Origin of the sequence: Sphingopyxis sp. GW247-27LB (genome assembly GCF_002277025.1) — a bacterium.
Classification (GTDB): domain Bacteria; phylum Pseudomonadota; class Alphaproteobacteria; order Sphingomonadales; family Sphingomonadaceae; genus Sphingopyxis.
In genome coordinates, this window is sequence record NZ_NIWD01000002.1 from 480595 (window position 1) to 502364 (window position 21770).

The window sequence follows — 21770 nt, forward strand, 5'->3', positions numbered from 1 at the left end:
GGAGCGAGATAAGATGAGCTTTCCCTGGGCCAAGAATTACGAACCCCAGCAACCGCTGATGAAGTGGCTGGACGAGAAGCTGCCGCTGCCGCGCCTCGTCTACAATGCGGTCGGCGCGGGCTATCCGGTGCCGCGCAATCTCAACTATTTCTGGAACTTCGGCGTTCTCGCCGGGGCCGCGCTGGCGATCCAGATCATCACCGGCATCGTGCTGGCGATGCACTATGCCGCCAATGCGGGCGTCGCCTTCGATTCGGTCGAGCACATCATGCGCGACGTGAACGCCGGCTGGTTCATCCGCTACGCGCATATGAACGGCGCGAGCATGTTCTTCATCGTCGTCTACCTCCACATCTTCCGCGGCCTTTATTACGGTTCGTACAAGGCGCCGCGCGAGATGGTGTGGCTGCTCGGCGTGGTGATCTTCCTCCTGATGATGGCGACCGCCTTCATGGGCTACGTCCTTCCCTGGGGTCAGATGAGCTTCTGGGGCGCGCAGGTCATCACCGGCTTCTTCTCGGCGATACCGGTCGTCGGCGAGCCTATCCGCGTCTGGCTGCTCGGCGGCTTCGCACCCGATGACGCCGCGCTCAATCGCTTCTTCTCGCTGCACTATCTGCTGCCCTTCGTGATCGCGGGCGTCGTGATCCTGCACATCTGGGCGCTGCATATTCCGGGTTCGAGCAACCCGACCGGCATCGAGGTGAAGGATGAACAGGACACCGTCCCGTTCCACCCCTATTACACCGCGAAGGACGGCTTCGGGCTCGGCGTCTTCCTGCTGCTGTTCGTCGCGCTGACCTTCTTCAGCCCGAACCTGCTCGGTCACGCCGACAACTATATCCCGGCGAACCCGCTTTCGACGCCGGCGCATATCGTCCCCGAATGGTATTTCTGGCCCTTCTACGCGATCCTGCGCGCCTTCACCTTCAACTTCCTGTGGATCGACGCGAAGCTGTGGGGCGTCATCGCGATGTTCGCCTCGATCGCGCTGCTGTTCTTCCTGCCGTGGCTCGACAGCTCGCCGGTCAAGTCGTCGACCTATCGGCCGCTCTATCGCAAATTCTTCTGGGTGCTCGTCGTCGACGTGCTGATCCTCGGATATTGCGGCAAGAGCCCGGCGGAGCAGCCCTATGTGATCATGAGCCAGCTCGCGGCCGCCTATTATTTCGCCCACTTCCTGATCATCCTGCCGATCGTGTCGCGGATCGAACGCCCGGCTCCGATGCCGAATTCGATCACCGAGGCGGTCCTCGCGAAGCACGCCGACAAGTCGTCGGCTTCGGCAACGGCCTGAGCGCCGGACTTTAATAGGAGCTGATACAGCCATGGTTCGTCCGCTCGGATTTCTCGTCGGCCTGGGGTTCATCATCGCGCTGTTGTGCGCGATCGTCACCACGCCCCTGTCGAACGAGCCGCAAGCCGCTCACGCGTTCCACAAGCATCCGCGTCACCTCGCCCTGTCGAGCGACGGCCTGTTCCCGCACTGGGACAAGGCCAAGCTGCAGCGCGGGATGCAGGTGTACAAGGAAGTCTGCTCGGCCTGCCACAGCCTGAATCACGTCGCCTTCCGCGACATCCAGGACCTCGGCTATACCGAAGGCCAGGCGAAGAGCTTCGCCAAGGGCTTCCAGGTGCCGTCGATCAACCCCGACACGGGTGAGCCGGCGACGCGTGACGGTCTGCCGTCGGACCATTTCCCGGCGCCCTATGCCAATGAAGTCGCGGCGCGCGCGGCGAACAACAATGCGCTGCCGCCAGACCTCTCGCTGATCACCAAGGCGCGCGAAGGCGGCAAGGACTATGTCTATTCGCTGCTGACGGGCTTCCAGAACCCGCCGAAGAACCTGCCCAAGGAGCTTCAGCCGGCGACGGGGCTGCACTACAATCCCTATTTCGCCAACCTCAACCTCGCGATGGCACCGCCGCTGACCGACGGCCAGGTGACCTTCGCCGACGGCTCGCCGAACGATGTGAAGGCGATGGCGAGCGACGTTTCGGCCTTCCTGGTGTGGACCGCCGAGCCTAAGCTGGTGAAGCGCGTCTGGACCGGCTGGGCGGTGTTCCTCTACCTGCTCATCTTCACCGGCCTGACCTATATGGCGTACCGGAACATCTGGGCCGACAAGGAACATTGAGGGATGGGGAAGGGCGCTCGTCGCCGATGATCGCCCTTCCGCCCCGACCCGATCTCGACCTCGCGGCACTCGTCCGCACCATCCCCGATTTTCCGAAGCCGGGGATTTTCTTTCGCGATATCACCACGCTGATCGGCGACGCCGCCGGCTTTTCGGAAAGCGTGCGCCGCCTCTGCGAGCGCGCCGCGGCCTATCGTCCCGACCTGATCGTCGCGGTCGAGGCGCGCGGCTTCCTGTTCGGCGCCGCGATGGCGACCGCGATGGGGCTTGGCCTCGTTCCGGTGCGCAAGGCGGGCAAACTCCCCGGTGTGACGATCGGCGTCGATTACGAGCTCGAATATGGCACCGATCGCCTGGAGCTTCACGAGGGGGCGGTGGTCGCCGGGCATCGCGTCGTGCTGGTTGACGACCTGCTCGCTACAGGCGGGACGATCCTCGCCGCGGCGCAATTGATGCGCAACGTCGGGGCCGAGGTCGCCGCCGCGATGTTCGTCATCGACCTGCCCGATCTCGGCGGATCAGAGCGGTTGGCGGCCGCCGGCCTCGCGTGCGAGACGCTGATCGCCTTCGACGGGGGCTAATAGAACTGCCCGCTTTGGGGTGGGTTTGAGCCATTCCCCTCCCTTTTAGGGAGGGGTTAGGGGTGGGTGCGCGAGCGGAGCGAGCCCACGAAAGAACGCCGCCTTCGGCGGCTACCCACCCCCAGCCCCTCCCTAAAAGGGAGGGGAGAAGGTATGGCCGCTCTCGGTCGCAAACCGCCACGCTCGCTGCCCAAAGAAAAAGCCCGCGCCGAAGCGCGGGCTATCGCCCCCTTGGCAAGCAGGTGGGATCAGAAGGGCAGCCAGCTCTGTTTCTTGCGGAACTTCATATAGCCGACATTGGCGCCGAGGCGGGCGCCGACGCCGACGCGGATCGGGATCAGCACGATATCGCCGCTGCGCATGTAGGAGGCGTTGAAGCCGCCGATCAGATAGGCGGCGCCTTCGCCGGCGGGGAAGCGCTTGTAGAGGTCTTCGCTGTCGAAGAGATTATAGACGAGGATGAAGGTGTTGCCCGCGTTGGCGCCCGCGTCGAAACCGATCGAGGGACCGGTCCAATAGGCGGGGCGTTCGCCCTCGATCTTGTGATAGAGCGTGCCCGAACCGTAACGCACGCCGATGCCGAGCGCGCCGCTCGCTTCGCGGCCGACGATATAGGCATTGGGCTCGCCCTGCTTCTTCAGGATATCCTCGATCAGGCCGGCCAGGCCCTGCGCGCCCTTGCCGAACACGCCCTCGGCGGCGCCGATCAGGTCGTCCTCCTTGTAGGTCTCGGCCGGATTGGCGGTCGTCGCCGCAGTCTGCGGGTCGGTGGCGGCAGTCGTCGCGGTCGTCGTGTCGGCCGGGTCGGACACACCATTGATCTGTTCGTCGCCGGTGGCAAGGTCGCTGTCGAGCGACGGGTCGGCGGTCGGCTCGGTCGTGGTCACCGGCGGCGGGGTCGGCTGGGGATTGTCGAGATCCGAATCGATCACCGTATTGGGATCGACCTCGGTCATCTGGGCCGCGGCGGGCAGGGGCGACAGGGCGATCCCGATGGTCGCGATTCCCATCGTGGCGAATTTGGTAAACATAGAACGCATCTCATTCCCCCAAGGGCTGGACTACGGCGCGCATCGCCGCCGCGACCCCTCGTTAATCATGACTCTCTTTGCGTGGCGGGCAATGAACCGGCGATGACCCGAGTCGATTTTGCGCTGGATCGAATCGCGTTCGCCGCCGAAGCCCGCGTCCGCAGGCAAAAAGGACAATATTGGGCGTTGCGGCCCGGTGCCGGGCTGGCTATAGCGCCCGCCGAGGCCAAGACTGCCGTTAGCGCGGCAGCCATGCGGAGACGTGGGTGAGTGGCTGAAACCAACGGTTTGCTAAACCGTCGTACTGGTAAATCCGGTACCGAGGGTTCGAATCCCTCCGTCTCCGCCACCTAGCTATTTCCATGAAATTTGCGGCCGCCCGTACGAGCGGCCTGATGGCGCCCATGAGCGCGATGCAGTTGCTACAGGTCGATGGTGATCCGGATGCGGTCGGGCGATACGCCCGCGACGGCGGCGATCTGTGCCTTTGCGCGCTCGGTGGCGCTTCGCAGCGTTTCGCGCGATTCGATGCCGAGCAGATCGGCGCTCTGGACGCCGAGCAGCTTGGCCAGCGCTTCGATGCGTCCAGCCTTGGGCCGCGCCTTGTCCTGCTCCCAGGCCGAGATCGACGGTTCGCTGACGCCGAGTTCGGTCGCGACCTGTGACTGGGTAAGCCCCTGGGCCAGACGCAGGCGCTGCAAGCGCAGGCCGAAGCTTTCGAGCGTGGAGGCGGGGGCGTCGGGCTCGATCGGCGCGTCAGGGGTCGCGACACTCCGCAGGCTGGCGGCGCTGAGGGTGGCGGTCGAGACTGGCGTGTCGAATCGGCAGCCATAAAGCGGCCCGCTCGCCCAGATGATGCTGACCGACGTGGCGCCCGCATGCGGCAGTGCGATTTCGATTCGATCGCCGGGCTTCATGTCGGCGTCGGCCTCGATCAGAAGGCCGGTCGCCGAGATGTTGTGGACGAGCGCCTTGATTCCCGAACCGCTGGCCTTCGCGCCCTGCAGCAAAAGCCGCAGCCGCCGCCGCTCGCTCGAACGTGGATGCCCCGGTTGCGCCGTCTCTTCGATAAAAGCTGTCACTGCCATTCGCCGGACAGTCGCGATCGGGGGTTAACGCTTGGTTAGTGCGTGCCCATTCCGTGCCGGCGATCGGACGGAACGAGCCTGTCCTGAGGTGCGCTGGGCCCTTTTGCCCGAGAGTCGTTCTCGTAAATAAATAGCTAAGGATCGGATGCGGACATCGAGTGGCGCGAAATCCCAGGGCTCACGACAGGGGCAATTGTCGCTTTTCCCGGCAAAAATATATATAACTAATTGATTTATATACATAATAATAAAGACATTTGGAACTGTGCCAGACCGGAACAGGGCTGCGGCAGAGAGGGCGTGTGCCCACAATCTGATGGCAGTGGGATTGCCAATATAAATAAACTGTTTACCTTCGCTTTCGGACTACGGCGATTCTTCGTCCGCGGGGGCGGACACATGGGGGATCGCCTGCCGTGGCTCTTTCGGGCCGGCGGCGATTTGGGTGGGGATTTTCTTTGGCTGAGGCCTTTTGCCGGTTTCGGGCAGCGTGTTGCGTTGCCTTTGCGGGGTTGCTGGTTTCGACCACGGCCGCCGCTGCGGATGCGCCCGACAAGGCGGCCGCCAACGGGGGCGTGTCGCTCGACATCGTCCTGAACGGGCATATCACGCCGAAATGCACCGTGGGCGGCGGCGACACCATCGATCTCGGTCAGTTGAATGTCGACAAGAATGTTTCGGCGCGCTTCGACGTCGCCTGCAACGTGCCCTTCGAAATGGTGTTCCGATCGTCGGAGGGCGGCATCGCCCATGTCAGCAAGCCGCAGGGCGAGGGCCCTTATGCGGGCATCGTGCCCTATCGCCTAGGCGTGAGGGTTCCGGGGCTGACGCCGGAGCCGGTGCAACTGCAGGCCGATTTCACGAGCGGACAGATGGTTGGCGGCGCGACGCTGAACAGCGGCGATGCGATCGCCAAGGGCGGCGGAGAAATCACGCTGCAAACGGAAATGACGGCGGGCCGGGATCTGCTGGCCGGCGATTATGCGGATTCGATCACGATCGTGATCAATCCGCGCGTCTAGGAATGCTGACCGCGAAGGTCAGCAGGGTCGTAGTGAGTAGTAAGTAACTGAGTAGAAAAGGGAGTTAAGTAATGAAAATTTCTCATCTTATGATCGCGGGTGCGGTTGCCGCGCTGAGCAGCACCGCCGTTTCGGCGCAGACCACGCCGGCGAATGCCGTCTACGAGCCGGGCGGGAACGCCAACATCGGAAACGCGTCTTCGTCGGTAGACGCGGATTTCACCATCACCGGCAATGTCAGCCCGGCGTGCGTCCTCGGCGCGGGCGGCGACCTGCGCGATCTCGACATGGGCAGCATCGGCATCTACGCCGACGCGACCAGCTCGGTGGAAAACGTGTTCACCTCGGTCGGTGAATCGGATGCCCACACCCGCACCAACCTCGCGGGTTGCAACACCAAGAACCGGATGACGATCACCAAGACCAACGGTTCCGAGGGCCTCGTCAACGCGGGCGCGGCGGACGGCGGTTATGACGGCAATGTCTTCCAGAAGAACATTCCGTACACGGTCATGGCTCGCTACACCGCCGGTGCGGTCGGCACCACCACCGCTTCGCTCGCCAACCAGATCACGGTCCTTCCGAACGACGATTCGGAATCGCGCGAGCATGGGGCCTGGAAGTCGGCCCCTGCGTTCAAGGTCACCCTGACCGATCCGACGAAGGCGCTGGTTGCCGGCACCTACACGGACACGGTGACGGTGGTGCTCGAAGCCATCTAAACGGCAAGACTGAGTATCGCGGGGAACGGGTTGTTCCCCGCGATACTCGCATATCGGGGGCAGGGGGAAGCGCTACGGCGCGAACGCCATCGACCGCTCCCGGGCGAGGGACGAATGGCGAAATTTCGGTTTGCTGGCCTCTTGGGGAAACTGCGCCTCGGCGCGGTATTGTTGTTTCTGGGCATCCTTGCCTCGACTTCGGCGCTGGCGATGCGCGTTTCGCCGATGGTGTCCGAATTGACGACATCGGGCGCGGGCGCGGTCGCGCGCATCGAGGTCGGCAATGTCGGCAGCGCGTCGATGCCGTTCGAGACCAGGATCACGCGCATCGATTTCGACGAGAACGGAAAGCTTGTCGAAACGCCCGCCGATGAGGACTTCATCGTCTTCCCGCCGCAAGGTCTGGTTCCGGTTTCGGGCCGTCAGGTCATCCGTGCGCAATGGATCGGCCGCCCCGACATCCCGACCTCGCAGGCTTATTATCTGTGGGTCCGCCAGTTGCCGGTCGAAACCAACCCGCAGAAGATTCAGGGGACCGATGCAGCGGTCTCCATCGATATTCTCTATACCATGAAGGCGCTGATCGTCGTCGCGCCGCCGGGGGCGAAACCCGATGTGGAAGTGGTGTCGCTGACGCCGGAGATGATCGTGCCTCCCGCGCTCGAGGGCGAGGCCGCGACCCAGGGCGAGGGGGCCGCCCCGCCGGGCGCCGAGCCCCGCCCGGGGCTGAAGGTCGTGGTGACGAACAAGGGCAATCGCTATGCGCTGATGAGCGGCGCGAAATGGGTTGTCTCCGGCACCGATACCAGCGGCAAGCCGTTCGAGCGGACCTATAGCAATGAGGAAGTCGCGACGCTGCTTGGCGTCGGCTATCTCGCTCCTGGCGGCGGCAAGCGCATTTTCGAGATTCCGACCGGCGTGGCGCTCGATCCCGCCAAGCCGCTGACGATGCGATTCATTCGGTGAGACGCTGGCTTCGTGTCGCCGGCAGCGCGGTCGCCATCGGCGCCGGCCTTTGGGCGGCCACCAGCGCGTGGGCGTTTGAAGACCCCGGGGCCGGGACCGGTGCGACGAACATCGCCCCCGCGCCGGACACCCCGTCGCCGGCCGCGCCGCGGGTCGACATCAATCCCTATGATCGCGATGTGGACATCACCGCGCCGTTGCAGTTCAACCGGCGGATATTGGGCGAACTGCCGGTCCTGCTGACCCGCGACGACCGTTTCATGGTGGGCTCCGAAGGGTTTCTGGCGCTGATCGGGCCTTTGCTCACCCCCGAAGCGAATGCCGAGCTGACCGCGCTGCTCGACGGCAAGCAGCGCTTCCTGCCCGAGGAAATCGCACCGAGCGGAATCCGGCTCGACTATGATCCGCAACAGCTCGCGGTGCTCGTGCTCAAGATCGCGCCCGAAAAACGGTCGGTCGAGATCCTCTATCAGCGCGGGGAACCCGAAGCGCCGGGCGCCGCGCCCGAGCCGTTCAGCGCCTATCTGAACGTCAACACGATCGTGTCGCGATTGTCCGGCGCGGGCGGCGTCCGCACGCCCGAACTCTATCTGAACGGCGCCATTCGATACAATGGCCTGGTCTTCGAGGCCGACGCCCAGGCGCGCAGCGATTTTGCGACCGGCGATTACAAGTTCGAGCGGCGCTACGCGCGACTGGTTTACGATCAGCCCGAACAATATCGGCGCTGGTTCCTCGGCGACCTCGATCCCGAAACGCGCGGGCGCCAGGGCTTCATCAACATGGGCGGCATCGGCGTGGTGCGGCAACGGCGCCGTTTCGACGCGTTCCGCAGTAATATTCTGTCCGGCGGGCGGCAACTGGTGCTGCAGGAGCAATCGACGGTTCGCGTCATTCGCAACGGCATCTACCAGCGCGAATTCATCCTCGACCCTGGTCAATATGATGTTTCGAACCTGCCGCTCGACACCGGCAGCAACAACATCCAGATCGAGATCGAGGGCATTTCGGGCAACCGGCGAACGGTCGACTACCAGGCCTATCTCGACACTATCGATATCGAGCCGGGCGATTATGAATATGGGGCCTATATCGGCTTCCTTGACGAGGGTGGTTTCGGCAATCCAGATTATTCCGGAAAAAAGCCTGTGTTTACCGGGTTTTGGCGAAAGGCATTCCTGAATCGTCCGGCGATCGGCATCGGCACGCAAATTTCCGAAGATGTGCAGAACGTGACCGCGCAGACGCAGTTCATTCTGCCGAACAGCGGCCTGCTTCGCATCGACGTCGGGGCCAGTCACGGTAAAACCGGCCAGGGCTTCGCGACCACATTCGGCTATGAACAGATCGTCGGCGGCACGACGGGTTACGACACCGTGACCGTCGTAGCCGACTATACGTCTTCGCACTACGCGACCGTGGGCGGCATCGTCGGGGTCAACCCCATCTCGTGGAACCTCAACGCCGCCTATACCAAGCGTTTCTCGACGAAATTGTTCGCGACCACCAACGTCTCATACCGAAAGAGCCGGAGCCCGCTGCTCCGCGACGCCTACAGCATCGGTTCGACCGCCAATTATCGTTTCGACCGGCAGTGGTCGCTGCAGTTCGGCGTCGAATATAGCCGGACGAGCTTTTCGAGCAGTTTCGGCCGCACAGGCGGGTTCGGGGCGAGCATCGGTCTGGTCTGGCAGCCGGGCTATAACCGCCGTGCCGAGGCGCGTTACAATTCGGTCCGCAATGCCGCGAGCGCACGCTATCAGCAGACGGCCGAGAACCGTGCCGGCTCCTTCGGCTATGCGGTAGCCTCCAACTACGACGATGGCGCGACCTCGGTCAGTGGTCAGCTCGACTATGTCGGCAACCGGTTCGACGCAAATCTGTCGCACACGGCGTTCGGGGATGGTTTCGACAGCATCGGCGACAGCCAGCTCACCACGCTGCGCATCGGCAGTTCGATTTCCTATGTCGGCGGGCGTGTCGCCATCGGTCGCACGATCGACGACAGCTTCGCCCTCGTCTATCCCCACGATACGCTGAAGGGGCGTCCCGTGATCGTCGGCGACCGGCTGGAGGATGGCGCCTATACGAGCAAGAGCGGCGCTTTGGGGCCGGCGGTGCAGAATTCGCTCACCGCCTTCTTCAACCAGTCGATCCGCTATGATGTCGTCGATCCGCCGCTCGGATATGACGTGGGCGAAGGCGTCAAGCGCGTGCGACCGGCCTACAAGAGCGGCTATGTCATCGAAGTCGGCAGCGCCGCCTTCGTCAGCGCCGTCGGCACATTGAAAGGGGTCGATGGCCAGCCGCTCAAGCTGGTCAGCGGCATATTGCGCCGCGCGGACGCGCCCGAGGCCGAAGGCGAACCCTTCTTCACCAACACGGCCGGCAGGTTTGCCGCGGCCAAGCTGGAACCGGGCGTGAAATATTCGGTGCAATTCTATTCGGGCGGCTTCGAAGGATTCGGTTTCCGGGTGCCCGAGGATAATGAAGGACTTTTGGACCTCGGCGTGATCGAGGTCAGGCGCAAGGAAGGCCAATGATATGATTGTTCGGGGCACCTCTTGGGCGCGTTGGCCGTATCTTTGCGCGGCGGCTTTCGGACTCGCCGCCGCCCCTTCGGCGGCCCAGGCCGCGTGCGTCCTCTCGATCGAGCCGGCGCAGGATGAACTCCTCATCCGTCACAATGTGCTCGAACCGGGCGCGGCATATGGAACGATCGAGCTTAACATCGTCAACCGCGGCGACAGCGAGTGCATCGGGCAACTCGGTGCGTCGCTGCGCGGCGAACAATATGGGTTCCGATCCGGCAGCAGCGCGCCATCGATCCTTTATCAGCTGGTCGATGAAAAGAGCCGCAGCGACATCACGCCGCGTACCGGGCGGAATCTCGATCGTGCGGGCGGACGAATGCTGCACCTCGCGCCGGGCGAACGGAGCCTCGAGGTCATCTCGGTCACCGCGCTTCCCGACGAGGCAACCTCACAGGGCCGCTATGTTCAATCGCTCGACCTGACGGTGACCGATGCGAGCGGCATGTCGCTGGCGGCGGCGCCTCTGACGCTAGGCCTCGACATCGTCTCCGCCGCGCTGATCGGAGTGAAGGGCGAGGTTTCGCGCGTGCGCGGCGGCCTTTCGGTCGACCTCGGCGAGCTCGAGCCGGGCGAGCGAAAGCTGCCGGTGACGCTCTATGTGGTGTCGACCGGCGCCTATCGCGTCTCGGTGTCGTCACTGAACCTGGGTCGGCTCAAGCATGTGGGTTCGCAATGGTATGTCAGCTATCGCATGTGGCTCGGCGGCCAGAGCCTCGACCTGTCGGCGCTCGACGGGTTCGATGTCACGTCGGATCGCTGGCATTTCGACGATTATCCGGTGCGGATCGAAATCGGCGAAACCGAAGGGAAGCGCGCGGGCAATTACAGCGACCGCGTGATGCTGACCGTCGCCGCGCTATAGTCAGATGGGCTGAATCGTCAGCGACAGGGTCAGCGGCGCTTCGAGGCGCACTTCGTCGAACCGATAGACGACCTGCTGGATTCGCGGACCATGGGCGCGGTGCACTTCCTGCTCGCCGGCCGATGAAAGGTCGAACATCCGATCGCCATAGATCAGGCGCGCGTGCTCGGACGGATCGAGCGGGCGGTACATCGCCGACACGACATAGCCCGACGCGCTGTTGCACGCTTCGGTCACGCGTCCGTCCGCCGGACTCATCGCGTCCGCCTCCACGGCATGGTCGACCCAGCAGGCCATCGGCACGGTGGCCGAAATCTGGAAGGTCCCGGCCGCCTGCGACCCCGCCATTGCCGGTGCCGAAACGAGCGCTGCGGCCGCGCAACCGATGGCGGCCATGGTTCGGATCGCTGTCGTTGGCATAGTGAAAGCCCCTACATCTACGGCTGCCCTCTTAAGGCCCAACCGTTAAGGGGCTGATGTGGAGGTATGGTTAACGTGTCGGACTATTGACAGGCGGGCCGCGTCGCGGCGGCCGGTGGGGCGGCCGCGGCGATGATGCTCCGCGCAAGCGCTCCTTCCCATGCGATTTCGTTCGGTAGGGGGGCGATATATTATTGTAATTGATAATCGTTCGCGATAGTGGCGGGTCATCCTTTCCTCGACCAGACCATCCGATGCACGCACCCACTTCCCCGCGACGGGCGCAGAAAAAGAGCCGGAAAGCCTTCTGGCTGAAACAGCTCCACATGTGGCACTGGATGAGTTCGGCCGTCAGCCTGATCGGGCTCCTGCTGTTCGCGATCACGGGTTTCACGCTCAATCATGCCGCCGACATCGAGGGACGGCCGGTGGTCGCCGAACGGACGGTGCAATTGCCGGCGGCGCTTCTCCGCGAGATCGCGGCCGGACCAACCGAAGGGAAGGCGCGCCTGCCGCACCCCGTCGTCGCATGGGTCGAGCGGACGCTGCCGGTGCGGGCGTCGGCCGAAGCCGAGTGGTCGGCCGACGAGGTCTATCTGCCGGCGCCGCGTCCGGGTGGCGACGCCTGGGTCGCGATCGACCGGGCGAGCGGCGCGGTGACGGCCGAGGTCACCGATCGCGGCTGGATTTCCTATCTCAACGATCTCCACAAGGGCCGCAATTCGGGTTCGGCGTGGAGTCTGTTCATCGACGTCTTCGCCGGCGCCTGCCTGATCTTCGCGCTGACCGGGCTTCTGCTGCTCCAGCTTCACGCGGCGAAGCGCAAGAGCACCTGGCCGCTCGTCGCCTCCGGGCTCGTCATCCCGGCCGCGCTCGCCATTATTTTCATCCATTAGGAGATCCGCATGCAGCCTCTCTCTCTCACCGCCCTGACCGGTCTCACGCTCGGCCTCGGCTGCACGCTCGCCGCCCCCGTGCTCGCGGCCGAACCCGCGACGATGGACGTCACGGTCGCGATCCCGCGGCTCAAGGTCGCCGAATATCATCGGCCCTATGTGGCGATCTGGGTCGAGAAAGCGGGGGCTTCGGCGAAGACCGTCGCGGTCTGGTACGACCATGACATGAAGAACAACGAGGGGACGAAATGGCTCCGCGACGTACGCCAATGGTGGCGCGCGTCGGGCCGCTCGCTGCGCTTTCCCGCCAACGGCATCACCGGCGCGACGCGCGCGCCGGGGACGCACAAGATATCCTTCTCGCGCGCGCAACTCGGGGCGATGGCGCCCGGCCAATATACGCTGGTGGTCGAAGCCGCGCGCGAGGTCGGCGGGCGCGAATTGCTGCGCATCCCGTTCGTGTGGCCGGGCAAGTCGGGCGCCGGAGGGCGCGCCGCGGGCAAGACAGAGCTCGGCGCCGTCTCCATTTCCTTCCGCTGATCTGAAAAAGGGGCAAAGCGATGAATAAGCATTTCCTGGGTTTCGCGGCGGTCGCCGCAGCGGCAATTCTGACGGCGGCGCCCGCGAGCGCACACCGGCAGTGGCTGCTGCCCTCCTCGACCGTGCTGTCGGGCGACGACGTCTGGGTAACGGTCGACGCTGCGGTATCGAACGACCTTTTCTATTTCGAGCACCAGCCGCTGCGGCTGAACTCCATGAAAGCCTGGGCGCCGGACGGCAGCGAGGCGCCGATCGAGAATGCGTCGACGGGGCGCTATCGCAGCACCTTCGACGTCCATCTGACGCAGAAGGGAACGTGGCGGATCGCGTCGGTCTCCGACGGGGTGATGGGCACCTATGATCTGGGCGGTAAGACCGAGCGGTTGCCGCGCGGAACGACGACCGCGAACCTCGCAGAGCGGCTCCCGGCCGGAGCGACCAATGTGAAGACCGCCGAATCGAACAACCGCAACGAGATTTTCGTGACTGTCGGCGAGCCGACGACGACGCTGTTCAAGCCGACCGGCAAGGGCATCGAACTGGCGCCGGTCACCCACCCGAACGACCTGTTCGCGGGCGAGGCCGCGACCTTCCAGTTCCTGCTCGACGGCAAGCCCGCGGCGGGGCTGCCGGTGACGGTGATCCCGGGGGGCATCCGCTACCGCGACCAGCTCGGCCAGATCGATCTGACGACCGACGCGGAGGGCAAGGTGGAAGTGACTTGGCCCGAGGCTGGTCTCTACTGGCTCAACGTCACGACGCCGCGCGCCGAGCGCGAGGAAGGCGAGGCCGCGCCGGCCGCGCCGCAGCGGCGCGCGAGCTATGTCACGACGCTCGAAGTGATGGCGCCCTGACCGATCGCGTCCTGATCCCGCGGGCGCTGACGCCCGCCGCCTTCGCCGCCCGCGATGGCGGCGCGGCGATCCGGTCGTTCGCGGGCGAGACGATGGGAACCTATTGGTCGCTTCAGGCCGTGTCGCCGCCTGCCGATGCAGCGCCCGGCGTCCAGGCGGTGCTCGACCGGGTGGTCGCGCAGATGAGCCAGTGGGAGGCGACGTCCGACCTCTCGCGCTTCAACCGGGCCGCGCCGGGCGTCTGGCGCGACGTGCCGGTGGAACTCGCCCATGTCCTCGAGGCGGCGCTCGCCGTGGGCCGAGCGAGCGGCGGAGCGTTCGAGCCCGCGCTGGGACGGATCACCGAGCAATGGGGCTTCGGAAGCATGGGACCGGTCGATCGCGTGCCGGACAATCCTCCCGCGACCGGCCGGATCGAGTTCGATGCCGAACGCCGTCAAGCCCGGCGGGGCGAGGACGCGCTGCTCGATCTGTCGGGCATCGCCAAGGGCTATGGCGTCGATGCCGCGGCCGAATGGCTGTTGGCCAAGGGCGTGCGCCATTTCCTGATCGAGGTCGGTGGCGAACTGCGCGGCGAGGGCATTCGGCCCGACGGCCAGCCCTGGTGGGTCGATGTCGAGCTGCCGCCCTCCTGGCCCGGCGCCGGCTGGCGGATCGCGCTGCACGATCTCTCGGTAGCGACCTCGGGCGACTATCGCCGCGGCTTCGAAGTCGATGGCCAGCGCTATTCGCACAGCTTCGATCCGCGCACCGGGCGGCCGATCGTCAATGGCGTGCGCTCGGCGACGGTGATCCATCGCAACTGCATGATGGCCGACGGCTGGGCGACGGCGCTCACCGTGCTGGGGCCGGAGAAGGCGATCGCGCTTGCCGATGCGCAGGGATTGGCGGCGTGCGTGCTCGCCCGGGGGCATGAATTCACTTCGCAGGCTTGGCGCGCGATGCTCGAATAGAGTCTGTCCCGATGGGGTTCGTTGAATCCGTTCAAGCAGGACAGGCGCTAGGAACCGTTCCCGCGCAAGATGAACGGGATTTCGACCAGTCCCTTGACCTTCACCGCCTGTCCGTTCCGCGTCGTCGGCGCCCAGCGCCATTTCCGCACCGCGCGCAGCGCCGCTTCGTCGAGACGCTGGAAGCCGCTGCTCTGCGCGACCGAAATGGCTGCGACCGAGCCGTCGACGTCGAGGGTCAGCGCGAGCACTACCGTTCCCGTTTCGCGGTGACGCCGGCTTTCCCGCGGATAGCTCGGCGGCGCTCCCGACAGCATGCGCGTGCCCAGATCGTCCGCACGCACCGTCGCGGGCAGCGCCGGGGGCGTCGGAGGGTTGGGGGGAAGGGCGACCGGCACCGGTGGGGTGGGGACCGGATCGGGCGACACCAGCAGCGGGGGGCGATCGTTCGGCACTACGACCAGCGGGCGGGGCGCGACGATCGGCGTCGGTTGTTGTTGCGACACGTTCTTCGGCGGCGCCGGCGGGGGTGGAGGCGGGGCGACCGACAGATTGACCACCGCCAGTTTCGTCGTCTCGGTCTGCGCGCGATGATAGTTCGTCTGTACCAGCGCTGCGAGCAAGGCCGCCGACAGCAGCAGAGTCAGGGCCGCGGCGGGCAGGTCGGGCCCGTGATCCTCGCCATAGCGCGCGGCCGCCGCCGGGCGGGCGCCGACAGATGCGCGCGCCGCGGAAGCGACGCGCCTTGGCTCCCCGGTCTCGTCAGGTCTCGGACCAGCGCCGGAGGAGGTTGTGATAGACGCAAGTGAGTTGGAGGACAGCATCGTCGTCGGCTCCGTCGAGCGTGAGTTTCTGGATGGCGGTGTCCATTTCGAACAGCATCCGCCGTTGGTCGTTGTCGCGCACGAGGCTCTGGATCCAGAAGAAGGACGCGAGCCGGGCGCCGCGGGTCACCGGCTCGACGCGGTGGAGACTGTTCGCGGGATAGACGATGGCATCGCCCGCCGGCAGTGCGATGCCGCGCCCGCCGGGGCTCCCGCTGATGACCAGCCGGCCGCCGTCATAATCGTCCGGATCGTTGAGGAAGAGCGTGCAGGACAGGTCCGATCGCAGATGCTCGCCGTTCGCCATGTGCATCACGGCGCCATCGACGTGAAAGCCATATTCGCCCCCGCCGGTATAGCGATTGAAGCGCGGCGGCAGGATCTTGCGTGGGAGTGTCGCTGCGAAGAAAGTGGGAGTCCGCTTCAAAGCCCCGAGCACCGCGGCGCTGAGTTCGGCCTTGAGCGGCGAGCTATCGGGCAATTGCTCGTTGCGCTTGACCTTCGCCCCCTGCGCGCCGACCGTTTCGCGCCCGTCGGTCCAGTCGGCGGCGTCGAGGCGGCGGCGGAACTCGGCCACCTCGTCGGGCGTCAGGACCTTCGGGATATGCAGCAACATGCCGGGCTCCAATGTCTTTAATGGCGAAGGCGGGAGGCAAGCCCCCCGCCCAAACCCCCGTTCCGCCCCGGCCTAGAAGCGGAAGTCGGCGCTGAACAGGAAGGTCTGCGGCTGCCCCGGCGTATAGCGGTAGCCGCTCTTGTTGATCGCCGCGACATAATCTTCGTCGAACAGATTATAGGCGTTCGCGCGCAGCTTGATATTGTCGTTGATCGCATAGCCGAGCATCGCGTCGACGACCGTATAGCCCTCGGTGCGCGGCGGCGTGCCGGCCGCGCCGTCGGTCCCGCGCCGCATCCCGCTGGTATAGCGGACGCCGCCGGCAACCTCGAGGCCGAAAGGTGTGCGATAGCTGGTCCATGACGAGAAGCTGTCGTCGGGGGCATAGGTCAGGCCGCTGCTGCCGTCGACCGCGACGGCGCCGCCATTGGTCACCTTGGTCTTCTGATGTCCGTACCCGGCGGAGATCGACCAGGCATCGGTGATGTTGCCGACGACCGACAGTTCGAAACCGCGCACCCGCTTCGAGCCGCTCTGGATGTCGGACGGGTCGGCGGCGTTGACTTCGTTCAGCACCTTGGTCTGGAATACCGCCGCGTTGAGCGCCAGCGCACCGTCGAGCACGTCCCACTTCAGGCCGGCTTCGATCGTCTTGGCCTTTTGCGGGGCGAAGTCGGGGTTATTGGCGCTGTTGCCGGCAGCCAGGGTGAAGTTCTCTCCGCCCGGGGGCTGCTGCGACAGCGCATAGTTCACATAGAGGCTGACCGGCTCGCTCGGCTTGAGGACCGCGCCCAGCTTCCAGTTGAACAGCGTGTCCTTGGCCTTCAGGTCGGCAGTGGTGACGATCGAGCCGACGGGTGCGGTGCCGCAGGGTACGGCGCCGCGGCCGGTGCCGTTGTTGCAGACGGCGGTGTTGAAATAGGTCGTCTTGTAATGATCGACGCGCACACCGCCGGTCACCAGCAGCAGCCCGTCGAAGAATTTCGCGGTGTCGAACGCATAGAAGGCGAGGGTGTTCGTCTTGCCCCGGGCGGCGGTGCCGTTGCGCGAATGGGTGTAGTCGCTCGTGTCGTTCCAGTCGGGATTGTAGAGATTCGCGACCGGCAACGTGCCCGAGGAGCTGTGGCCGTATATGACCTGCTTCTCGCCGGTGATCTCGGCGCCGATGCTCAGATTATGCTCGATCGCACCCGTCGCGAAATCGGCCCGCAGATTGAGCTGGTTGGTCAGAATGCGGTTTCTCGCGTCGCGGATCGTCGGGTTGCCGCGCGTCATCTGATAGGCGGACAGGTCATCGGGGTTGGCGGGATCGCCCGTGATATTGGCTCCCGTCGACATGAAGGCGGTCAGAAGATAGTCCTGCTTGGTCTCGCCCGCGCGCGCGATGTTGGTCAGCCGCACGCTGTCGGAAAAATCATGCTCGATGATGAGCGTCGCCATCTGCGCCGTCACGTCGTCGTGATCCTTGCGCGTGCCGTAGAAATTCTTCGAATCGACCGGGTGGCCGACCAGCGGTTCCAGCCCGGCCTGGGGCTCCCAGCCGAGAAGGGCGATCGTCGGAACATAGCCGTCGGGAATATTGTCCTGATCGACATAGAGTAGGTTGAGATAGGCGCGGGTCGGGGTGTCCAGCCCGAGGCCGAGCGAGGCGGCGAGGCCGAGCCGCTGATTCTCGACATGATGGCGCCCCGGAACGTCGCTGTCCTGCCACAGCATGTTGAGCCGGAGCGCACTGTTGCTGAGGCCACCCAGCGTCTGGTTGACGTCGGCGGTCACCCGCCTTTGTCCATCGACCCCGACCGACAGCGCGCCTGATAGCGAGGTTTCGAGCGATGCGCGCTTGGTCACCATGTTGATCGCGCCGGTCGGCGCGGTGCGGCCGTTGTCGGTGCCCGCCGGACCTTTCTCGACCTCGACCGCTTCGGTGTTGAAGATGTCACGCGAGACCGATCCCAGATCGCGGATACCGTCGACGAAGATGCTGTTCGACGTGTCGAAGCCGCGCATGCGGATCGAATCGCCGCTCGTCGTGTTGCCGTTTTCGCCGGCATAGAAGGTGCCGACGCCGGGGCTGTTGCGCAACACTTCGGTCAGCGTCGTCGCGCCCTGTTCGGTGAACAGTTCCTTGCTGATGATCTGGATCGTCTGTGGCGTGTCGCGGAGCGGCTGCGTGAATTTGGGCGAGGAGGGCTTGTCGACCTTGTAGCCGTCCTCATCGATGGCGGTGTCGACGACCGTGACGCCGCCGAGCACCGGCTGCTTCGCTTCCTGCCCGCTATCCTGCGCGGCGGCGGGGGAGGCGGCGAGACCGAAGCAGCTGAGCGCCAGATAGGCCGGAGCCGCCGCCGACATGGTTTCGCGCAAACGCAAGATTGACATGAATTTCCCCTTTTTTCGAGCGAGCTTCGTAACGGCGATGCCGCTATTGCGAGTCGGTCGCAAAGTCAATGAAATTGAGAATCGTTCGCGATATTGTCGCAAAATCGTCGCGATCGATCAGCGCCGGGGTTCGAGCCACCAGCTCTGCCGCCAGCCATATTGGCTCGCGATCGGGGCTCCGCGGCCCTCGGTCGCGGGCTTGAAGCGGAAGCGCTTTTCGATCAGGCGGCACGTCGCCGCGTCGAGCGAGGGATCGCCGCTGGTTCGGGCGATACGGCAGCCGCTGACGCGGCCCGTCGTCTCGATGGTGAAGCGCACCTCGACCTCGCCGCCGACCCTCGCGCGGGCCGCTGGGCTGGGATAGTCGGAATCGCGGATCGCGCCGCTGAGCCACACGGGGCGCGTTCCGCCGCCGGTGCCGGTGCCCGATCCGCCGGCGCCGGTCCCGTCGCCTTGCCCGCCCGCGCCAGATCCGGGACCGGGGCTGGGCGCTGCGCCTGCCGAGGATTCGCTGCCGGCACCGGGGGTGGGTGAGGTCTGAATGGTCGGTTCGATCGGCGGCAGCTTTGGCTTGGGCGCCGCGACAGGCGCCGCCTTGGCGAATTTGTTGGCGGCCCCTTCGTTGCCGCTCGCCTTCTCGTCGAAGCGGGGCTTTGGCGGTGGTTCCTCGCGGGGTGGCGCGGGGATGGCGATCGCGCTGATCGTCGCATTGGCGATGCGGACGACCGTCAGGTCGAGCCCGCTCACCAGCCCCAATCCCACGGCCACCACCGCGAGCAAGCTGCCGACCGCCGCGATCCCGCGCTGCCGCACTGAAATCTGCCCGCTGTAGCTCATCGCTCCGTCCGCAGCGCCCGAACGCCGGGCACCTTCCGAACGGGGTCTACAGAAATTCGTCTAGCGTGGACATGAACCGCTCGAACTGGTCGTGGTGCAGCCAGTGGCCGGCATTTTCGAATTCGATCACCTTCGCGGTATTGAAATGGCGGAGCCGCCCATCGCCTTGGGGGTTCGAGGCCCAGCTGTCGGCGCCATAGAGAAGCAGGGTGGGACAGGTGATCGCCGACCATAGTGTCTCGATGTCGGCCTGCGGCATGTCGAACACCGACCAGACGTTGAGGTAATTGTCGAACTTCCAGCTCCAACTGCCATCCTCGTTGCGGTTGATCCCCTGCACGGTCAGATGGCGCGCCTGTTCGGGGGTCAAATAGGCGTTTTCCGCCATCATCCGGGCGAGCGCATCGTCGAGCGTCGCATAACGCTTGGGCATCCGCCCCGCCGCCTTGCGCTTGTCATCGATCCATTTGCGGAAGCGGTCGCCGACCGGCACCGCAGCGCGTTCCGCCAGCACCTTGGGCGAGGGCCCGAGCCCCTCGATCGCGACGAGCTTGCGAACATGGTCGGGGTAGAGGCCGGTATAGCGGAGCGCGACATTGCCGCCCATCGAATGCGCGACGATGGTAACCGGCGCGAGGTCGAGCTGATGGATCAGCTGCGCAAGGTCGTAGACGAAGGCGTCCATGTCGTAATTGGCGTCGGGCGACCAGGCACTGTCGCCATGGCCGCGCAGGTCGGGCGCGATGACATGATAGCGGTCGGCCAGTTTCTCTGCGACCCAGTCCCAGCTCCGGCAATGATCGCGCCCGCCGTGAACGAGCAGCAGCGGTAGCGCGCCCTCATTCCCCCAGTCGACATAGTGCAGCTTCAGCCGCTGCGAAATGAAGCTGTTGGAGGTGGGGCCTCTTGCCATCGGTTCGTCCTTGCTGTCTGGTTGAGTTTCAAAAGGCGACCGAATCCGATCCGTCAACCCCGGATCGTACGCGCCCCAAGGGAGACAAGTGCATGACGACCTTTCGTGAGAATCTGTTCGAGGGCAAGACGGCGTTCGTCGCCGGCGGCACGAGCGGGATCAACCTGGGCATCGCCAAGCGCTTTGCCGAGCTGGGCGCGAAGGTCGCGGTCGCCGGGCGCGACCCCGACAAGGCGCAGCGCGCCGCGGCGGAGATCGGCCATGACGCGATCGGCCTGTCGGGTGACGTGCGTGATTATGATGCGATCCGCGGAGTGATGGAGACCGTCGCTGACAAGCTCGGTGCGATGGATATCGTCGTCTCGGGCGCGGCGGGCAATTTCCTGGCGCCCGCGCTCGGCATGTCGTCCAACGCCTTTCGTACTGTGGTCGACATCGACCTCAACGGTACTTTCAACGTGTTCCGTGGCTGCCACGACTTGCTGGCTCGTCCGGGCGCCTCGCTGATCGCGATCACCGCGGGGCAGGCGGTCAACGCTTCGGCGTTGCAGGCGCATGCCTGCGCGGCGAAGGCGGGGATCAACCAGCTCATCCGCGTGCTCGCGCTCGAATGGGGCCCCGAGGTGCGCGTGAACGGCATCTCGCCGGGCCCCATCGCCGACACCGAAGGCATGAAGCGCCTCGCCCCCGACGCCGCCTCGCGCGAGGCGCATTACGCCCGCATCGCGATGAAGCGCTGGGGCAAGGTCGAGGAGGTCGCCGAATCGGCGGTGTTCCTCTGCTCGCCGGCGGCGGGCTATATCACCGGAACCATCCTCGACTGCGACGGCGGCAGCCAGGTCGGCGATGCGTCGCGCGGCGACCTGGCGCGCGGGATGGCCTGACCGAGCCTTAGAAAGCAAAAACGCCGCCAACCCGTTGGGGTGGCGGCGTTTTGAATGGTGGGCGTGGCAAGGATTGAACTTGCGACCCCTGCGATGTCAACACAGTGCTCTACCACTGAGCTACACGCCCATCCCTTGGGGTGACGCGCCCCCTAATCGCCCCGGCGCGGCTTGGCAAGCCCTTCGCGCGAGGCGGCGGCGTTATTGTTGGTTCGAGCGGTCGGCGCGGCCAAACAGATTGTCGACCTCGCGCACCAGATCCTTGAGGTGAAAGGGCTTCGACAGCAGCTTGGCCTGCGGCACATTTTCCTCGGCGCGCAGCGATACCGCGGCAAAGCCGGTGATGAACATCACCTGTGTTTGCGGGGCCGCCTTGGCGGTGTGCTGCGCGAGTTCGATACCATCCATTTCGGGCATGACGATATCGGACAGCAGCAGATCGAAGGTACCCGAATCGATGTATGGCACCGCTTCGGTGCCGCGGTCGACCGCGGTAACGTGATATCCTGCGCTGGTCAGCGCGCGCGCAAGATATTCGCGCATCACGTCGTCATCCTCGGCCAGCAAGATACGAATCATGTGAACTTCATGCCCCTGGTCCCGTGCCGCCGCCCTCCGCGGGCGCGGCCTTGTTGCGAAGGCCCGTCATAGCG

The 21770-nt window shown here is 65.2% G+C and carries 22 protein-coding genes and 2 tRNA genes; 14 read left to right on the forward strand and 10 right to left on the reverse strand.

Features of this window, described 5'->3' with window-relative positions; translation table 11 throughout:
• Window positions 1-13 precede the first annotated feature (13 nt).
• Genes CD928_RS02355 through CD928_RS02365 form a run of 3 tightly spaced genes read left to right on the forward strand, consistent with a single transcriptional unit; the run spans window position 14 to window position 2719 of the window.
• Window positions 14-1297, forward strand: coding sequence for a cytochrome b/b6 (locus CD928_RS02355; RefSeq protein ID WP_095384335.1), 1284 nt, complete (start codon window positions 14-16; stop codon window positions 1295-1297).
• A 31-nt stretch (window positions 1298-1328) separates the two neighbouring features.
• Window positions 1329-2138: a cytochrome c1 gene (locus CD928_RS02360; RefSeq protein ID WP_095384338.1), complete on the forward strand. Its 810-nt coding sequence runs from the start codon at window positions 1329-1331 to the stop codon at window positions 2136-2138.
• 26 nt (window positions 2139-2164) lie between these two features.
• The gene (locus CD928_RS02365) at window positions 2165-2719 is read left to right on the forward strand and encodes an adenine phosphoribosyltransferase (RefSeq protein WP_095384341.1); all 555 of its coding nucleotides are present in this window, start codon (window positions 2165-2167) and stop codon (window positions 2717-2719) included.
• A 248-nt stretch (window positions 2720-2967) separates the two neighbouring features.
• On the opposite strand, the gene CD928_RS02370 is transcribed toward CD928_RS02365, so the two are convergent.
• Window positions 2968-3759, reverse strand: a complete 792-nt coding sequence (locus CD928_RS02370) for a DUF1134 domain-containing protein (protein ID WP_095384344.1) — start codon at window positions 3757-3759, stop codon at window positions 2968-2970.
• A gap of 247 nt (window positions 3760-4006) precedes the next feature.
• Between CD928_RS02370 and CD928_RS02375 the strand changes: the two genes are divergently transcribed.
• Window positions 4007-4099 (forward strand) — tRNA-Ser (locus CD928_RS02375).
• Window positions 4100-4172: 73 nt separating this feature from the next.
• Here the strand turns inward: CD928_RS02375 and CD928_RS02380 are convergent.
• Window positions 4173-4832 carry a helix-turn-helix domain-containing protein gene (locus tag CD928_RS02380; protein WP_176473413.1) on the reverse strand — a complete coding sequence of 220 codons (660 nt, stop codon included), beginning with the start codon at window positions 4830-4832 and terminating at the stop codon, window positions 4173-4175.
• Between the two features lie 518 nt (window positions 4833-5350).
• On the opposite strand from CD928_RS02380, the gene CD928_RS02385 reads away from it, so the two are divergent.
• The 5 genes from CD928_RS02385 to CD928_RS02405 all read left to right on the forward strand — a co-directional run bounded on the left by CD928_RS02385 (window position 5351) and on the right by CD928_RS02405 (window position 11004).
• Window positions 5351-5860 (forward strand): hypothetical protein, encoded by a 510-nt coding sequence (locus CD928_RS02385; RefSeq protein ID WP_095384349.1) that lies wholly within the window; start codon window positions 5351-5353, stop codon window positions 5858-5860.
• A gap of 71 nt (window positions 5861-5931) precedes the next feature.
• Entirely contained in the window at window positions 5932-6582 is a 651-nt protein-coding gene (locus CD928_RS02390) for a hypothetical protein (RefSeq protein ID WP_141237064.1), read from the forward strand.
• A 114-nt stretch (window positions 6583-6696) separates the two neighbouring features.
• Window positions 6697-7548, forward strand: coding sequence for a hypothetical protein (locus tag CD928_RS02395; protein ID WP_095384355.1), 852 nt, complete (start codon window positions 6697-6699; stop codon window positions 7546-7548).
• Window positions 7545-10091, forward strand: a complete 2547-nt coding sequence (locus CD928_RS02400; protein WP_095384358.1) for a hypothetical protein — start codon at window positions 7545-7547, stop codon at window positions 10089-10091. Before CD928_RS02395 ends, CD928_RS02400 begins: the two co-directional genes overlap by 4 nt.
• A 1-nt stretch (window position 10092) precedes the next feature.
• Window positions 10093-11004, forward strand: a complete 912-nt coding sequence (locus tag CD928_RS02405; protein ID WP_095384361.1) for a hypothetical protein — start codon at window positions 10093-10095, stop codon at window positions 11002-11004.
• On the opposite strand, the gene CD928_RS02410 is transcribed toward CD928_RS02405, so the two are convergent.
• On the reverse strand, window positions 11005-11400 hold the full coding sequence (locus CD928_RS02410) for a hypothetical protein (RefSeq protein ID WP_095384363.1): 396 nt from the start codon (window positions 11398-11400) through the stop codon (window positions 11005-11007).
• 278 nt (window positions 11401-11678) lie between these two features.
• Between CD928_RS02410 and CD928_RS02415 the strand changes: the two genes are divergently transcribed.
• The 4 genes from CD928_RS02415 (at window position 11679) to CD928_RS02430 (ending at window position 14667) form a co-directional block, all read left to right on the forward strand.
• Window positions 11679-12320, forward strand: coding sequence for a PepSY-associated TM helix domain-containing protein (locus tag CD928_RS02415; RefSeq protein WP_095384366.1), 642 nt, complete (start codon window positions 11679-11681; stop codon window positions 12318-12320).
• Between the two features lie 9 nt (window positions 12321-12329).
• Window positions 12330-12860, forward strand: a complete 531-nt coding sequence (locus CD928_RS02420) for a DUF2271 domain-containing protein (RefSeq protein ID WP_095384368.1) — start codon at window positions 12330-12332, stop codon at window positions 12858-12860.
• A gap of 20 nt (window positions 12861-12880) precedes the next feature.
• On the forward strand, window positions 12881-13714 hold the full coding sequence (locus tag CD928_RS02425; RefSeq protein ID WP_095384371.1) for a DUF4198 domain-containing protein: 834 nt from the start codon (window positions 12881-12883) through the stop codon (window positions 13712-13714).
• A 92-nt stretch (window positions 13715-13806) separates the two neighbouring features.
• The gene (locus tag CD928_RS02430; RefSeq protein WP_176473414.1) at window positions 13807-14667 is read left to right on the forward strand and encodes an FAD:protein FMN transferase; all 861 of its coding nucleotides are present in this window, start codon (window positions 13807-13809) and stop codon (window positions 14665-14667) included.
• A gap of 47 nt (window positions 14668-14714) precedes the next feature.
• On the opposite strand, the gene CD928_RS02435 is transcribed toward CD928_RS02430, so the two are convergent.
• From CD928_RS02435 to CD928_RS02455, 5 genes are all read right to left on the reverse strand, one after another.
• Window positions 14715-15488: an energy transducer TonB gene (locus tag CD928_RS02435; RefSeq protein ID WP_095384374.1), complete on the reverse strand. Its 774-nt coding sequence runs from the start codon at window positions 15486-15488 to the stop codon at window positions 14715-14717.
• Window positions 15427-16104, reverse strand: coding sequence for a Fe2+-dependent dioxygenase (locus CD928_RS02440; RefSeq protein WP_095384377.1), 678 nt, complete (start codon window positions 16102-16104; stop codon window positions 15427-15429). Before CD928_RS02440 ends, CD928_RS02435 begins: the two co-directional genes overlap by 62 nt.
• A 72-nt stretch (window positions 16105-16176) precedes the next feature.
• Window positions 16177-18483: a catecholate siderophore receptor Fiu gene (locus CD928_RS02445; protein ID WP_095384380.1), complete on the reverse strand. Its 2307-nt coding sequence runs from the start codon at window positions 18481-18483 to the stop codon at window positions 16177-16179.
• 117 nt (window positions 18484-18600) lie between these two features.
• The gene (locus tag CD928_RS02450; protein WP_095384383.1) at window positions 18601-19320 is read right to left on the reverse strand and encodes an energy transducer TonB; all 720 of its coding nucleotides are present in this window, start codon (window positions 19318-19320) and stop codon (window positions 18601-18603) included.
• Between the two features lie 46 nt (window positions 19321-19366).
• A complete protein-coding gene (locus tag CD928_RS02455) occupies window positions 19367-20233 on the reverse strand; it encodes an alpha/beta fold hydrolase (protein ID WP_095384386.1) in 867 nt (288 codons plus the stop codon).
• Between the two features lie 92 nt (window positions 20234-20325).
• Here CD928_RS02455 and CD928_RS02460 point away from each other — a divergent pair, with 92 nt between their 5' ends.
• Complete coding sequence (locus tag CD928_RS02460) at window positions 20326-21117, forward strand: SDR family oxidoreductase (RefSeq protein WP_095384389.1); 792 nt, start codon at window positions 20326-20328, stop codon at window positions 21115-21117.
• Between the two features lie 55 nt (window positions 21118-21172).
• Here the strand turns inward: CD928_RS02460 and CD928_RS02465 are convergent.
• Window positions 21173-21247 (reverse strand) — tRNA-Val (locus CD928_RS02465).
• Window positions 21248-21318: 71 nt separating this feature from the next.
• Complete coding sequence (gene cpdR, locus CD928_RS02470; protein WP_095384392.1) at window positions 21319-21696, reverse strand: cell cycle two-component system response regulator CpdR; 378 nt, start codon at window positions 21694-21696, stop codon at window positions 21319-21321.
• Window positions 21697-21770 lie beyond the last annotated feature (74 nt).

Excerpts from the sequence above, each read along its gene's own strand:
- CD928_RS02355 (WP_095384335.1), top strand. The coding sequence starts at position 14 with ATGAGCTTTCCCTGGGCCAAGAATTACGAACCCCAGCAACCGCTGATG.
- CD928_RS02415 (WP_095384366.1), top strand. The coding sequence starts at position 11,679 with ATGCACGCACCCACTTCCCCGCGACGGGCGCAGAAAAAGAGCCGGAAA.
- CD928_RS02410 (WP_095384363.1), bottom strand. The coding sequence starts at position 11,400 with ATGGCCGCCATCGGTTGCGCGGCCGCAGCGCTCGTTTCGGCACCGGCA.
- CD928_RS02390 (WP_141237064.1), top strand. The coding sequence starts at position 5,932 with ATGAAAATTTCTCATCTTATGATCGCGGGTGCGGTTGCCGCGCTGAGC.
- CD928_RS02360 (WP_095384338.1), top strand. The coding sequence starts at position 1,329 with ATGGTTCGTCCGCTCGGATTTCTCGTCGGCCTGGGGTTCATCATCGCG.
- CD928_RS02405 (WP_095384361.1), top strand. The coding sequence starts at position 10,093 with ATGATTGTTCGGGGCACCTCTTGGGCGCGTTGGCCGTATCTTTGCGCG.
- CD928_RS02450 (WP_095384383.1), bottom strand. The coding sequence starts at position 19,320 with ATGAGCTACAGCGGGCAGATTTCAGTGCGGCAGCGCGGGATCGCGGCG.
- CD928_RS02425 (WP_095384371.1), top strand. The coding sequence starts at position 12,881 with ATGAATAAGCATTTCCTGGGTTTCGCGGCGGTCGCCGCAGCGGCAATT.
- CD928_RS02435 (WP_095384374.1), bottom strand. The coding sequence starts at position 15,488 with ATGCTGTCCTCCAACTCACTTGCGTCTATCACAACCTCCTCCGGCGCT.
- cpdR (WP_095384392.1), bottom strand. The coding sequence starts at position 21,696 with ATGATTCGTATCTTGCTGGCCGAGGATGACGACGTGATGCGCGAATAT.
- CD928_RS02395 (WP_095384355.1), top strand. The coding sequence starts at position 6,697 with ATGGCGAAATTTCGGTTTGCTGGCCTCTTGGGGAAACTGCGCCTCGGC.
- CD928_RS02365 (WP_095384341.1), top strand. The coding sequence starts at position 2,165 with ATGATCGCCCTTCCGCCCCGACCCGATCTCGACCTCGCGGCACTCGTC.
- CD928_RS02445 (WP_095384380.1), bottom strand. The coding sequence starts at position 18,483 with ATGTCAATCTTGCGTTTGCGCGAAACCATGTCGGCGGCGGCTCCGGCC.
- CD928_RS02455 (WP_095384386.1), bottom strand. The coding sequence starts at position 20,233 with ATGGCAAGAGGCCCCACCTCCAACAGCTTCATTTCGCAGCGGCTGAAG.
- CD928_RS02440 (WP_095384377.1), bottom strand. The coding sequence starts at position 16,104 with ATGTTGCTGCATATCCCGAAGGTCCTGACGCCCGACGAGGTGGCCGAG.
- CD928_RS02420 (WP_095384368.1), top strand. The coding sequence starts at position 12,330 with ATGCAGCCTCTCTCTCTCACCGCCCTGACCGGTCTCACGCTCGGCCTC.
- CD928_RS02460 (WP_095384389.1), top strand. The coding sequence starts at position 20,326 with ATGACGACCTTTCGTGAGAATCTGTTCGAGGGCAAGACGGCGTTCGTC.
- CD928_RS02370 (WP_095384344.1), bottom strand. The coding sequence starts at position 3,759 with ATGCGTTCTATGTTTACCAAATTCGCCACGATGGGAATCGCGACCATC.
- CD928_RS02430 (WP_176473414.1), top strand. The coding sequence starts at position 13,807 with ATGGGAACCTATTGGTCGCTTCAGGCCGTGTCGCCGCCTGCCGATGCA.